This is a genomic window from Streptomyces sp. NPDC019396 (assembly GCF_040632375.1).
In the GTDB taxonomy this organism is placed as follows: Bacteria; Actinomycetota; Actinomycetes; order Streptomycetales; family Streptomycetaceae; genus Streptomyces.
Genome location: NZ_JBEYBS010000009.1, coordinates 32496 through 46410 on the forward strand (window position 1 = coordinate 32496; position 13915 = coordinate 46410).

General features: G+C 70.0%; 10 protein-coding genes. 7 read left to right on the forward strand and 3 right to left on the reverse strand.

Annotated elements, in window-relative coordinates; translation table 11 throughout:
* Positions 1–58: 58 nt before the first annotated feature.
* Both ABZ532_RS12685 and sigK read right to left on the reverse strand, forming a co-directional pair.
* Entirely contained in the window at positions 59–808 is a 750-nt protein-coding gene (locus tag ABZ532_RS12685; RefSeq protein ID WP_361281778.1) for an anti-sigma factor, read from the reverse strand.
* Positions 805–1404 (reverse strand): ECF RNA polymerase sigma factor SigK, encoded by a 600-nt coding sequence (gene sigK, locus ABZ532_RS12690; protein ID WP_361281781.1) that lies wholly within the window; start codon positions 1402–1404, stop codon positions 805–807. The genes ABZ532_RS12685 and sigK overlap by 4 nt, the downstream gene beginning before the upstream one ends.
* A 336-nt stretch (positions 1405–1740) precedes the next feature.
* On the opposite strand from sigK, the gene ABZ532_RS12695 reads away from it, so the two are divergent.
* Positions 1741–3336 (forward strand): molybdopterin-dependent oxidoreductase, encoded by a 1596-nt coding sequence (locus ABZ532_RS12695; protein WP_361281783.1) that lies wholly within the window; start codon positions 1741–1743, stop codon positions 3334–3336.
* A 335-nt stretch (positions 3337–3671) separates the two neighbouring features.
* A complete protein-coding gene (locus ABZ532_RS12700; RefSeq protein ID WP_361281786.1) occupies positions 3672–4325 on the forward strand; it encodes a fasciclin domain-containing protein in 654 nt (217 codons plus the stop codon).
* A gap of 195 nt (positions 4326–4520) precedes the next feature.
* Here the strand turns inward: ABZ532_RS12700 and ABZ532_RS12705 are convergent, their stop codons facing one another.
* Positions 4521–5387, reverse strand: coding sequence for a DUF4394 domain-containing protein (locus ABZ532_RS12705; protein WP_361281789.1), 867 nt, complete (start codon positions 5385–5387; stop codon positions 4521–4523).
* Between the two features lie 1433 nt (positions 5388–6820).
* Between ABZ532_RS12705 and ABZ532_RS12710 the strand changes: the two genes are divergently transcribed.
* The 5 genes from ABZ532_RS12710 (at position 6821) to ABZ532_RS12730 (ending at position 13915) form a co-directional block, all read left to right on the forward strand.
* Positions 6821–8299: a sugar transferase gene (locus ABZ532_RS12710; protein WP_361281791.1), complete on the forward strand. Its 1479-nt coding sequence runs from the start codon at positions 6821–6823 to the stop codon at positions 8297–8299.
* 82 nt (positions 8300–8381) lie between these two features.
* Entirely contained in the window at positions 8382–9704 is a 1323-nt protein-coding gene (locus tag ABZ532_RS12715; protein ID WP_361281794.1) for a nucleotide sugar dehydrogenase, read from the forward strand.
* Positions 9694–10974 (forward strand): glycosyltransferase family 4 protein, encoded by a 1281-nt coding sequence (locus tag ABZ532_RS12720; protein WP_361281797.1) that lies wholly within the window; start codon positions 9694–9696, stop codon positions 10972–10974. The genes ABZ532_RS12715 and ABZ532_RS12720 overlap by 11 nt, the downstream gene beginning before the upstream one ends.
* Entirely contained in the window at positions 10971–12365 is a 1395-nt protein-coding gene (locus ABZ532_RS12725; protein WP_361281800.1) for a Wzz/FepE/Etk N-terminal domain-containing protein, read from the forward strand. Before ABZ532_RS12720 ends, ABZ532_RS12725 begins: the two co-directional genes overlap by 4 nt.
* Entirely contained in the window at positions 12362–13915 is a 1554-nt protein-coding gene (locus tag ABZ532_RS12730; protein ID WP_361281802.1) for a Wzz/FepE/Etk N-terminal domain-containing protein, read from the forward strand. Before ABZ532_RS12725 ends, ABZ532_RS12730 begins: the two co-directional genes overlap by 4 nt.

Sequence of the window (13915 nt, forward strand, 5' to 3'; positions counted from 1 at the left end):
CGCCGGGTCTCGGTCCAGACGCCGAGAGCCTCGCCGGGGCACCGGACAGTGGATGTGGTCAGGCAGGCAGCTTGAGCAGCATCAAGGGCGTCGTGGTCGGTTGGAGGGAGCCGCCGTCGGGTTCGAGGGTGAGTCCGATGGCGGTGGCGTTGGTGAGGTCGCCTTCGATGGCTACGGCCCCGTCGCGCTCGAGCAGTCCGGCCGGGTGCATGGTGCCCTGCTCGGCGTACCAGAGCTGGTAGGTCTTCCCAATTGCCGGCCTGGGAAGGTTGGCACCGACGAACACCGCCTTGCCGAATTGCCGGGACGCGATGACCGAGGTGGCGGCTCCGTTGGTCGTGCGGCCCTGGACGGTGCGGGCGTCGGGGGCGGAAAGGACCGAGGTCAGGTCTTCGAGTTGCCCGGCCACCTGCTGGGCCTGCCGCTGTGAGTCGCTGTTCTGCTGGTGCTGCCAGGCCGCGACGCCGGCCAGGGTGACAGTGGCGGCGAGGCTGGCGGCGACGAGGAGGGGGCCGGTCCTGCGCATGCGGGAGAAGACCGATGTGATGCGCTGGCCGGTCGCCGGCACCCGCGGGGGCATCTGGCGCACGGAGTCGATACCGCGCATGACGGAGTCCCTCATGGCCCGCGGGGCGGGGGTGTTCACCGCGGCGGCAAGCCGACTCGCCGTGGCGGAGAACCCCGCCACCTCGTCCCGGCATGGTGCGCAGTGCGCAAGGTGGACCTCGACCGCGCCGTGTTCGTCGTGCGGGAGCGCGTCCAGAGCGTAGGCGCCGGTGAGGGTGTGGGGTTCTTCGTGGACTTTCATGTGGTCACCCCCATGCAGTCACGCAGCCGGATGAGCCCGTCGCGCATGCGTGTCTTGATGGTCGGAAGCGGTGTGCGGAGGGTTTCCGCGACTTCCCGGTAGGTCAGCCCCTGGTAATAGGCGAGAGTGACCGCCTGCCGTTGGAGTTCGGTGAGTTGCTTCATGCAGCGGCGTACCTGCTGGCTCTGCAGTCGGGTCTCGACACGCTCGGCGACATCGTCGTAGGGGCGTTGCAGGTCGCGTACCGCGTGGTCGTGGTCGCGGTTGGCCGCGGCTTCGGCGGAGCGGACCCGGTCCACGGCACGGCGGTGGGCGAGCATCGTCGCCCAGGCGTGGACGCTGCCCTTGCCCGGGTCGTAGCGGGACGCGCGCCGCCACAGGTCGATCATGACCTCCTGCGCGACCTCTTCGGACTGGGCCCGATCGCGTACGACCTTGAGGACGATCCCGAACACGGTGTCGGCGACCGCGTCATAGAGCACGGTGAACGCTTCCTTGTCGCCGCAGGCCACTCGCTGCATGACTTCGTCCAGCCGAAGTCCAGCCGGTCGCGGCGTGCCGGAAGAAGCGGGTTCACTCAACTGGCTTCCTCTCATCGCTGGTGGGCCGCCTCGCACAGACAGCACTGTTGCCCGGCGGGATGCTTCCATCGCATGGCGGCCCTTCGATGACCAATGGAGATAAATGGGCGACTTTACGGACACTGTGCTAAAGCATCCCCATCATTGCTTCGCTGCGGTCGGGGCTGCGGATGGGTCGGCCTGCTACCGGAGGTACGGGTAGCTGGAGCGCGGACACCGGTGCAACGACCGGTCGGGGCGTCGCGTAACTCGTGCCGGCCGAGCGCAAGCGCACAAGGGCTCTCACCGGCGTGCCCGGCAGGAGGCCGCGCTCTCGATGGCAGGCCCAAGCCGGTGGGTCCGGCGCTGCGAATGACAGGTGTGACGATCAACCGGGCAACTCTCATCCGTGTGACACTGGCAGGCGTCAGCGGTCTGCTGGCAGCGTTCTCCTCGTTGACGGTGGCGGAACTCGCGGCGGCGCTCGTGCGGCCGGAGTCCAGCCCCGTGGTCGCGGTCGGCGGTGCGTCGATCGACCTGACGCCGGCGCCGGTGAAGGACTGGGCGATCCGCAACTTCGGCACCGACGACAAGCTCGTGCTGCAAGCGGGCATCCTCGTGGTACTGGCGCTGTTCGCCACAGCCTTCGGGCTGCTGGCCGTCAGGCATCGACGGGCCGGTGCCCTCGGAGTCCTGGCTTTCGGTGTGATCGGAGCCTCGGCCGCGCTGGGGCGGCCGGATTCGGTGTCGTGGACCGACGCCCTGCCCTCGATCGCCGGGGCAGTCGCCGGAGCCATGGCGCTGTACGCACTGGCAGGGGTTCTCACCGGCGGCAGGAAAGCGCGCGAGGCGAACGGGCCGCACAGCGGACCCGGCGGCTGGGACCGCCGGGGCTTCCTGGTCGCCGCGTCCGCGGCAGCCTCCGCCTCCGCAGGGGCGGGAGCCCTGGGCCGAGTGCTGGCCTCGTCCCGGAGTGGTGACGCCGTCGCGTCACGAGCCGCCGCGACCCTGCCCGCTCCCGGATCCCCGGCCCCCGCCATCGCCTCCCGGTCCACGGTCCGCGTACCCGGAATGCGGCCGTTCACCACACCGAACAAGGACTTCTACCGCGTCGACACCGCCCTCGTCGTCCCCAGGATCGATGCGTCGGCCTGGCGTCTGAAGATCCGCGGGAAGGGGGTCACCACCCCGCTCACGTTGACGTTCCAGGACCTGCTGGGCGGAGACCTGATCGAGCGCGACATCACTCTGACCTGTGTGTCCAACGAGGTAGGCGGTCCCTACGTCGGCACCGCGCGCTGGATCGGCGTACGCCTGGCGGACCTGCTGGAGCGCGCAGGGGTCACACCGCCCTCACACGGGGGGCCGGCGGATCAGCTGGTGGCCCGGTCCGTCGACGGGATGACCCTCGGCAGCCCGGTCGAAGAGGTCATGGACGGCCGGGACGCCCTGCTTGCCGTCGGCATGAACGGCGAACCGCTGCCGTTCGAGCACGGGTTCCCGGTCCGCATGATCGTGCCCGGGCTCTACGGCTACACCTCCGCCTGCAAGTGGATCGAGGACATCGAACTGACCACCTTCGACACCTACGATCCCTACTGGGTGAAGCGGAAGTGGGCTCGCAGGGCCCCGGTCAAGACACAGTCCCGCATCGACACCCCCAAACCCTTCGCCCGCCCGGCTGCCGGCACCGTCATGATCGCCGGGGTCGCCTGGGCCCAGCACCGGGGCATCGACCGTGTCGAGGTGCGTGTCGACGACGGTCCCTGGCGGCCTGCCGACCTCGCGGCGGAGCACACCACCGACACCTGGCGCCAGTGGTCCCTTCCCTGGAGGGCGACGTCCGGCACTCACAGCCTCACCGTCCGCGCCACCGACCGCACGGGCGAGACCCAGACCGAAGTGCGGGCCCGCACCGCCCCCGACGGCGCCACCGGTTGGCACAGTGTGGTCGTGACCGTCACCTGACCGCTCGAACGGGCCACGACGTGGCGTCCGAAAAGCCTCATGCGAACGCCAGTTGGGGGACCCACCAACGGGTGATATCCCGTCGTCCGCGGGAATCCACCAATCCGGCCGGGGGCCTCGCCCCGAATTCCCAGTGTGACGATCAAACGGGCAGCCATCGCGAGGCCCAGGCATACGAGGCACCGCTCGCCGCGGATGACCATCGCGCAATGATCACCCGGGACCCCTGACGAGATGAACACCATCGGGTAGCCCAAAGCTCGCCTTCTCGCGCGGGGCACCCGGCTCCCCCTGGTCGCTACACACTGTTTCGCTTCGAGCACTCTGGAGAACTGATGAATGCCTTCCGCTTCCGCCGTACCGCCGTCGCCGTCGCCGCGGCAGCCGTGCTGCCCCTCGTACTCACTGCGTGCGGGGAGAGCGGCTCCTCGACGTCGGCCGCGGACAAGGGCACGACGGCGCCGTCCGAGGAGCAGTCGACTCCTGCCATGGACGACGGCGCTGCGGGCGCCGACGGCCCGTTCGGGCCCGCCTGCGCCTCGGTCCCCAAGGAAGGCGCCGGCTCCTTCGACGGCATGGCCCAGGACCCGGTGGCCACGGCCGCCTCCAACAACCCCGCCCTGTCCACACTGGTGACCGCGGTGGAGAAGGCCGGCCTCGTCGACACCCTCAACAACGCACAGAACATCACCGTGTTCGCGCCGACCAACGACGCCTTCGCCAAGATCCCGAAGGCGGATCTGGACAAGGTCCTCAACGACAAGGAGATGCTGACCGACATCCTCACATACCACGTGGTCGGCCAGCAACTCACCCCGCAGCAGCTCGGGAGCGGCAGCTACGACACGCTGCAGAAGTCGCCCCTCACCACCAAGGGTTCCGGCGAGGACTACACCGTCAACGGCAACTCCAACGTCGTCTGCGGCAACGTTCCCACCGCCAACGCCACCGTCTACATCGTCGACACCGTCCTGATGCCCAAGTCCTGAACGGTCAGGGCCGACCGGCACCCAGAACGCGACTGACGGACTGGGACGACGGGCGGGGCGCACGTCGCGCGGACATGCGCCCCGCTGCCCGGCACGATGCGCGGAGCGCGTATCCCGGCGACGGCTTCCGGGGGCAGATGGGAGTGACCTGTCCCCGGAAGCCGCTGGTCATACCGTGCGCGCTCCTCAGTCCGCCTATCGCTGGTTGACCGGCACGGCCAGATCCTCCACCTGATGGCTCGGGGGGAAGACCCCCTTGTAGGTTGCCTTTCCGGTCAGCGGGTCCACGCCGTACAGACGGAACAAGCCGTTGGTGGCGAGGGCGGCGAAGCCGTGGTTGGTGCCGCGCTTGGCGTCGTAGTAGATGTCGAACCCCGCCCCGGAGCCGGCATCCACTCCAAGGCTCCCGGTAGGAGCGAGGTTGCCGGAGTTCGCCGGCGACTGCACCACGACGCGGTCGTTCAGGGTGTCGATGTCGAACAGCGTGGTGGCCGTTGCCGCGCTCAGATCATTGTTGGTGTAGGCGGCTGCGGTCACACCCAGGGCCGTCGAGGGCGGTGTCGTCGGATTGGTGAGGGCGCCGTCCATGGTCGTGGTGAACGGCGCGGCGGGGTCGTCGATGTTGTGCCGCAGGTTCTGCCCGGTGTCGGAGATCACCCGCAGCCGGTTGGCCGCCGGGTTGAAGTCGACCCCGAACGAGGTGCCGGACAGGGCCACGGTGAGCTGGGAGACCTTCGTGGCTACGGCGGTGCGGGTGTTCAGGGTGTAGACGCCGCCCTGGTCACCGACGCCGTAGAGCCGGCCGTCCTGGACCCGGTAGTCGATGCCGACGAGCTCGGCGTCTCCGGACAGACCGGTGACCCGGCCCAGAGCCCGGACCCTCGAAGGCCGGTCGACGTCGAACTGCACCAGACGCTGATCGGTCGTCAGCCCGACCGCCGTCAGCCCGTCCCGACCATAGTCACCGAAGAGACCTGGTGCCGATGGATCCGCGACAGCCGTCGAAGCGGCGCACGAAGCAGCGAGAACCAGGGCGAAGATGAGAGACGTACGCGTACGCATACCGCACCTTTCCAGAGGATTGAGGCAGCTCCCCGCACGGCGTACGGGTCGAACTGCACAAGAGGATTCGAGGGGAACACCGCAGAGCGAGCGGGAATGGCGAGCTGGTCCCACCAGGCCACTGGATGCCTGTGACGCTCAGCGGCACTGCCACCTCGCCGTACCGCCGGTCAGGATCGGCAGTGCAGCGAGACAAGGCAGAACGAGCAACCGCCTGCGGACCGTGGACACGGAACTGCGGAAACGCATCCGACGCGCATCGAGATCAGGGAATTCACCAGAACCCGATGCAGCTACCACTACCGAATTCCAGTGATATGCCGTGACGACACGCGCGGCATGCCGACAAGTCACCGGAATTGAAACCCGTTTGGTCCGGCAGAGCCCTGAGGCCGCCGGTCGTACGAGTCGGCACTGGCCGCCTCAGGCGGCGGCAAGGCCACACCGGAACGGCCACCACGGCAATCGCCACGCCACGCACAAGCTGACGCACAGGACTTCCTCCCATCCTCGTTCCGCCTTTCGGGACCGGACCGGCCTTTCCCTAGGGATTCGACGCCCACGAGAATCCGGATTGACCGCATTCCGCACTCCTGTGACTGTTCGAGCCACATATGCAGGCCCGAAGGGGCGGTTCGAAAACTGCTTTCACCTTTCCGGAGCAATCGCCGGACACAACCAGAACCAGATACGTCCCCGCACTTCGAGCACCGCCTCCTCTTGTCCGCGGCCCCTCCATCAGCGCCTCGGCCGACATCGCGGCACGAACCACGGAAAGTCGTTGCCGAACCGGGCGCGAGCGGAGGCCCGCTGTACCCACGGCCCTGCTCACCCGGATCGCCGCGCGGTGCCCGCCCCCCGGTGTGCTCAACCTGATCTGCGGTGCGACCGGGGATCTCCGGACCGCCGGCGCGTGGAGGCCCGTCCGGGGTGCCGGGCGGGCCGCTGGAGCGCGCGGCGGCGTCGACGTACTCCCAGGCGGTCGCCGGTCGATGGATCAAGTCTCAAAGATCGACCACAAGTTGCACACATCCTCTCTACATACCGGCCCCGATGGTCTAGATTGATCGTGCTTCAGCTGTTCGAACACGAGGCGACCGTTAATGATCTAGTGGTCCGGCGCTACGGAAAGCCAGCAGTCGCGTCCCCGGCGCCAGCCGCGGGGGATCAATATCTGGGCCCGAGAAGGGCCTTGGGTGCGGGGAGCACCCGGGGTTTCGACGGGTTCCAGCGCACCTCGAGAGCCTGGCAGGACATGCGAGTCTGCTGCCGCCAGGGTGGATTGTCACGTAGCTCGGAAATACCCCGGAAGTCGTGCGCCGGGGGCGGATGTCTTCCGCGGGGAGGAACAGCGCGGCGCGGGGAGCGGGGCCCCCGCGGGGCGGAACAGCGTCGAGCGAAAACGTCGTACCACTGGGGACCTGGGGGGTTCTGTGCGGCAAGGGGGATTAGTCAGCCCGTTTCCGTCAGCGCGCGGGCGACTGACGGACGGGGCAATCAGCCAGCCCGCGATCGACTGGGAGCAGCGGTACCGCCGTACCGTGATCACTAGCGATATCGTGGCCACCGCCTTCGTGGTGGCGACGGTCGGCAACTTCTTCGGGGCCCGTGACGCGGCCAACTGGCACGAGAAGTGGCGAATTCTCGCCTTCGGCACCGAGCTGCTGGTGCTGGGGGCGCTTGCGGTGAGCCGGTCGTGGGCTCCGGCCGTGCTCGGCCAGGGCGCCGAGGAATTCCGGCGGCTCGGACGCTCACTGTTCACGGCGACCGTCGTACTGGCGCTCGGCGGGATCGCCCTCACCTCGCAGAACATCAAACTCTGGATCTTCGTCGCGATCCCCGCGATCGCGCTCGTCACCATGACCACGCGGTATCTGTTGCGCCTCTGGCTGTACAAACAGCGGAAGGAAGGACGGTGCCTGCGACCGGTGCTCGCTGCCGGGAGCCCGGCCACCGTGGGCGACCTGATCACCCGGACCCGCAAGTTCCCACACCTCGGCTGGCGGGTGGATGCGGTGTGCACGACGGACGGTCTCGGGCTCGACGGTGACCGACTGGACGGAGTGCCGGTCGTCGGCCGGCTGACGGACGTCGCGGGCCACGTTCGCAGCGACGGCTACCGTGTCGTCGCGGTCACCGCCGACCCGCACTGGTCACCGGACCGGCTGCAGCGGCTGGCCTGGAACCTCGAAGGCAGCGACGCCGAGATGGTCGTGGCCCCCGTGCTGATGGAGGTGGCCGGTCCGCGGCTGCACGTCGACGCGGTGCTCGGGATCCCGCTGCTGCGGGTCAGCATGCCCACCTTCACCGGGGGCCGCCGGGCGGTCAAAGCGGTCGTCGACCGGATGGGCGCAGCGATCCTGCTGATGCTGTTCGCGCCGCTGATGGTGTTCGTCGGGCTGCTCGTGCTGGTTGACAGCCGGGGTGGGGCGTTCTACCGCCAGCGCAGGGTCGGCAAGGACGGCCGTGAGTTCACCATTCTCAAGTTCCGCACCATGGTCGCCGGGGCTGACGGGGCACGTGCCGAGCTGGCCGACCGCAACGAGGGCGCCGGCCTGCTGTTCAAGCTCCGCCGGGATCCGCGGGTGACCCGGGTGGGAGCGGTGCTGCGCCGGTACTCGATCGACGAGCTCCCGCAGCTTCTCAACGTGCTCACCGGATCGATGTCGCTCGTCGGTCCCCGGCCTCCGCTACCGGAGGAGTCCGCTGCGTACGGCCCGGACATCCGGCGGCGGCTGCTGGTCAAGCCCGGACTCACCGGCCTGTGGCAGATCAGCGGACGCAGCGACCTGTCGTGGGAGGAGGCGGTCCGGCTGGACCTGCGGTACGTGGAGGACTGGTCGCTCGCCCTGGACACAGTGATCTTGTGGAAGACGCTGCGTGCGGTGCTCCAAGGGCAGGGGGCCTACTGATGCGCGGAGAGGTGCGGCTCAACCGGCCAGCCGGCGCGCGGACCGCAGGCCGTAAGGGCCTGCCTCGGGAGGGGAACGGGTCATGAGGGTCAGCGTTTTCGGGCTCGGTTACGTGGGCTGTGTGTCGGCCGCGTGCCTGGCCAGCATGGGTCACGAGGTCATCGGGGTGGACGTGAACCAGGTGAAGGTCGACCTGGTCAACGACGGCAAGGCCCCCGTGGTCGAAGAACGGATCGGCGAGCTCATCGCCGAGGTCGTGCGGACGGGAGCGTTACGCGCTACCGGCGACGTCCGCCAGGCGGTCATGGAGAGCGAGGTGTCGCTCGTCTGCGTGGGCACGCCGTCGGAACCCAACGGCAGCCTGTGCACCACGTACTTGGAGCGGGTCACCGAGCAGATCGGCACCGCGCTGGCGGACCGCGGTGGGCGGCACACCGTCGTGTTCCGCAGCACCATGCTCCCGGGCACCTGCCTGAACCTGCTGGTACCGATCCTGGAGAAGTACGTCGGCGGCACGGCCGGGGTGGATGTCGGGGTCGCGGTCAACCCGGAGTTCCTGCGCGAGGGCACGAGCGTGCAGGACTTCTTCGACCCGCCCAAGACCGTCATCGGCGAGCTCGACCCGGCCAGCGGCGACGTGGTGATGGCGCTGTACGACGGCTTGCCCAGCGAGGTGTTCCGGGTACCGGTCCCCACGGCCGAGGCGATCAAGTACGCGGACAACGCGTTCCACGGCCTCAAGATCGGCTTCGCCAACGAGCTGGGCGCGGTGTGCCAGGCGCTCGGGGTGGACTCGCACCAGGTGATGGACGTGTTCCTGGCGGACCGCAAGCTGAACATCAGCCCCGCCTACCTGCGGCCCGGGTTCGCCTTCGGTGGCTCCTGCCTGCCCAAGGACCTGCGCAGCCTGGTCCACGCGGCGCGGCGGGCCGACGTCTCGGTGCCCATCCTCGCCCACGTGCTGCCCTCCAACTCCGACCATCTGCAGCGCGCGGTGGAGCTGGTCGAGCGCACCGGCAAGCGCCGGGCGGGCCTGTTCGGTTTGTCCTTCAAACCAGGCACCGACGACCTCCGCGAGAGCCCGCTCGTCGAGCTGGCGGAGAGGCTCTTCGGCAAGGGGTACGACCTGCGGATCTACGACGCCAACGTGAGCCTCTCCCGACTGCTCGGGGCGAACCGCGAGTACATCGAGACCCGGCTGCCCCACCTCGCGCAGCTGCTCGCGGACTCCGTCGACGAAGTGCTCGAGCACGCTGAGGTGTGCCTCGTCGGGACCAGGGATCCGGCCGTGCTGTCGGCGCTGCCCCGTGGCAACGGCGACGGCCCGGTGATTGTCGACCTCATCCGCCTTCCCGACGCCGAGGCGCGTCGGGCCGAACCGGGGTACATGGGCCTTGCCTGGTGACGCATCGTTCAATGACACAGCCGGCGGCGACCGGCCGAGCCGGCGCGCGCTGGTCCTGGTGGAGAACTTGTCGGTGCCGTTCGACCGGCGGGTGTGGCAGGAGTGCACGACGCTGCGCGACGCGGGCTGGAGGGTGCACGTCATCTGTCCCCAGGGGAACAGGCGGGACACGGAGCCGGAGGCGGAGATCGAAGGGGTGCGGATCCACCGCTACCCGTTGCGCGCGGCCACCGGAGGGCCGGCCGGCTATCTGCGGGAGTACGGATCGGCGTTGTGGCACACGGTCCGGCTGGCCCGGAAGGTCGGCCCGGTCGACGTGGTCCACGCCTGCAACCCGCCCGACCTGTTGTTCCTGCCGGCGCTGTGGCTGAAGCGGCGCGGAGCGCGGTTCGTCTTCGACCAGCACGACCTGGTACCCGAGCTGTACCTCTCCCGGTTCGGCCGCGGCGAGGATCTGCTCTACCGCGCCGTGTGCGCGCTGGAACGGCTGACCTACCGCGCCGCGGACGTGGTGCTCGCCACGAACGAGAGCTACCGGGACGTCGCGGTGCGCCGCGGCGGCCGGCGGCCGGCGGACGTGTTCGTGGTGCGCAGCGCACCCGACATCGACCGGTTCCACCCCGTGCCGCCCGAGCCGGAGCTGAAGCGCGGCAAGCCCCATCTGCTGTGCTATTTAGGCGTCATGGGCCCGCAGGACGGGGTCGACTACGCCTTGCGGACCCTCGCGAAGCTGCGCGACGAGTTCGGGCGGACCGACTGGCACGCGGTGTTCGTCGGCGCCGGCGACACCTTCGACGCGATGGTGGAGCTGTCCCGGCAGCTCGGGCTCTCGGAGCAGGTGCAGTTCACCGGGCGCGTTCCGGACGCCGACCTGGTGCGCTACCTGTCCACCGCGGACGTGTGCCTCTCCCCCGACCCGCGCAATCCGCTCAACGACGTGTCGACCATGAACAAGGTCCTGGAGTACATGGTGATGGGCCGGCCGATCGTCTCGTTCGACCTCCGGGAGGCGCGGGTCTCCGCCGGTGACGCCGCCGTCTACGCGCCCGCCAACGACGAGGCCGAGTTCGCCAAGCTCATCGCGCTGCTGCTGGACGATCCGGAGAAGCGGGCCCGGATGGGCGAGATCGGCCAGGAGCGGATCAGCGGGCCACTCTCCTGGCGGAACTCGCAAGCGTCGCTGCTCGCCGCCTACGCCGCTGCCTGCCGTGACCACGCTCCGGCGTCGGCGGGCGGCCCGTACCGGCCAGGGAAGAGGCCGCGCCGTTGAGCGATGACACCATACGCCTGGTCACGATCGGGCGGATCGTCCGTCGGCGCTGGCGGCTTCTCACCATCCTCACCGTGGTGGGTGCGCTCGTCGGCTACGGCACCTCTCTGCTGTTTCCGCCGCGCTACACGACGTCGGCGTCGGTACTGCTGCCGGGGGCGTGGGAGGAACGCGAGCTGCTGACTCAGGCGCAGGTCGCGACCAGTTCGGTGGTGGTCGACCGCGCGGCCACCACGCTCGGCTGGGCCGGTGTCAGCGGCAGCGAACTGCGGGATCGGGTGAGCGCCCAGGCCGCCGAGGGGAACATCGTCAAGATCTCGGGCACGGCCGACACCCCGGAGCGCGCACAGCGGCTCGCCGACCAGGTGGCCCAGCAGTTCGTCACGTTCGCCGCGCGGATCGTCGGCGACAACACCGACCCCGAAGCAGCGGCGCGGGCCGAAGCACTGCGGCAGATGGTGGTGCAGACCAGCCGCCGCATCACCGAGCTGGCCGATACGGCCGATCCCGGGCAGACCGTGGAGGGCGTGCAGACCCGCACCGAGCTCGCCAAGCTGCGCACCTCGCTGCAGGAGGCCATCAACAAGCTGGACCAGGCAGACCCGGCTGCCAACAAGGCCAACATGGTCGTCATGGGGCCTGCGGCCCGGCCGGCCGGTGAGGCACCGCCGACGAGGACACAGCTCATCGCCGCCGGGGCGCTGCTGTTCTTCCTGCTCGCGGTCATCGGCCATCTCACCGCCGCACGGACGAGTCGCCGGCTGCGCACCGAACCGGAGATCGCCGCGGCGCTGGGCTCGGCGTCCCTGGGGACCGTCGACGTAGCTGGTGAACGGCTCGTGCACCGGCCGGAAGGCCGTGGCCCACGGGCCCTGGTCCGCCGGCTGCTGGGCACCGACGTCCGGTGGGACGTACCGACCCCGCAGACCTCCGGCGACGAGGCCAGCAGGCAGATCCGCTACCGGCGGGTCTGCGCCCGCCTACGGGACCAGCTGCCGGCCCCCCGGCGGCTGCTGGTTGTCGTCCCGGAGGGCGACGAGATCGCCCGCCGGGCCGCCGGTCAGCTTGTCGCCGAGGCCGGGAGCGATCCTTCCTCCGGCTCGTCCAGCAGGGGACCCATGCTGCGGGTGGTGGGGGTTTCGATGTCCCAGCCGATGGTGCCGGACCGCGACAGCGAGTCCGGCGTCCTGGTCGTGCTCAGCGCCGGCAACTGGACCGCAGGTGAGCTCGCCGGCATCGCCGGGGCGTGTGCGGACGCCAGGCACGAGGTCGTCGGCGTCGTGCTCGCCTGCGCGGTCCGGGCCCGTCCGACACGGTCTGCCGGCCGCCGTCGGCATGCCGCCGCGCCCGCGCTCGCGGTGGGCGACGACGCGACGGGAGGTCCAGGGTGACGACGAGTACGACTTCGGATTCCTCGACCGCCGCTCCGCTGCTGGACCTGCAGGCGCTGGTGGTGGCGGTGCGCAGACGGCGGCGCCTCTGGTGCTCCGCTGCACTGCTGGGGCTGCTCATCGGCGCGGCGGTGGCGGTCCTGCTGCCGCCGCCACCGACCGCGGTGACCAAGGTGCTGGTCGCGCATCAGGAGGACCAGCCGAACGACCCCGGAACGCTGATCCGCACCGATGTCGCGCTGCTGCAAACCACGCGGATCGCCGGCAAGGCCCTGCAGTCCCTCGAGTCCCCGGAGAAGCCGGAGGACTTCATGCAGGACTACGGGGGCGTCGGCCTGACCAACAACCTGCTGCAGATCGATGTGGCAGGTGACAGCGACGCGGAAGCGGTGGCTCGCGCCAAGGCCCTGGCCGATGCGTTCGTCGCGGACCATGTGAGGCGGATACGCGAAGCCGCGAACGCCCAGGCCAAGACCCTGCTCGACCAGCGTGACCGATTGCGGGACGAACTCGCCCAGGTCAACAAGGCGATCGGAGAGGGCTCGACGGACAGCGGACCGGACGCGTCGGCGGACATGGAGTCGCTCTTCGCCCGCCGGGCCGAACTCACCTCGCGGATCGCCGATTTCGACCAGCGCGCCGCGGAGGCGCGCATCGGCGCGCCCCAGCTCATCGCCGGCACACAGATCGTGGACGCCCCGCGCGCTGTGCGGCACTCCCTGCCCAGGACCGCTGCCACCAACGCCGCGATCGGTCTCGTCCTCGGGCTCGCACTCGGGCTCGCGGTGGCCGCGGTCGGCACAGTGGTGGCGGACCGCCCCGTGCTGCGCCGGGAGATCGCGGCCAACCTCGGCGCCTCGGTCATCGCGGAGCTGCCCGGCCGCTCGGCCATGCCGTGGCAGCGCCGGCGTATCCGGACGGCACGCGAACAGCTCACCTCGTCCCTGGCCCGTACCGTGCGCGGCTCGGCGGAACCGGTGTCGCTGCTGGAACTGGGCTGTGCGCGCAGCACGAGCGTGATCGCTCTGGATCTCGCCAGGGCACTGGCCGCGGAGGGGCCGGTGGTCGTCATCGACGGGCTGCCCGGCCCGCAGCTCGCGGGCCGCCGCCCGAAGCCGGGAGACCCGACCGTGGTCAGCGGCGAGCGTGCCGCGGCCGTGTCGCATCAGGAGCGCCCGTTCGGCGTCGGCTCGGTGGCGCCCGGCACGGCGTGGACCGACCTCCAGTACCTCGGCACTCAGACCGTGCTCGTCGTGCGTGCCGGGCACGGCAGCGCCGCATGGCTGCACACCGTGGCGCGGCAGCTCGCGGACCAGCGCATTCCGGTGATCGGTGTGGTGCTGATCGACCCCGATCCGCGTGACCGGACCGACGGCACGCTGTGGAACGGGCTGCACACCGCGCTGCGCGGCCAGCACGAGCGGCCGGCCCTGCAGAACGGTGGGGGTACTTCCCACGCCGTTCAGGCTGTGGGAGAGGGACGGCGGGGGACGGAGCGGCCGCCGGTGCGGGCGGCACGGGTCCCGGACAGCGACCAGGAGGCACGGTAG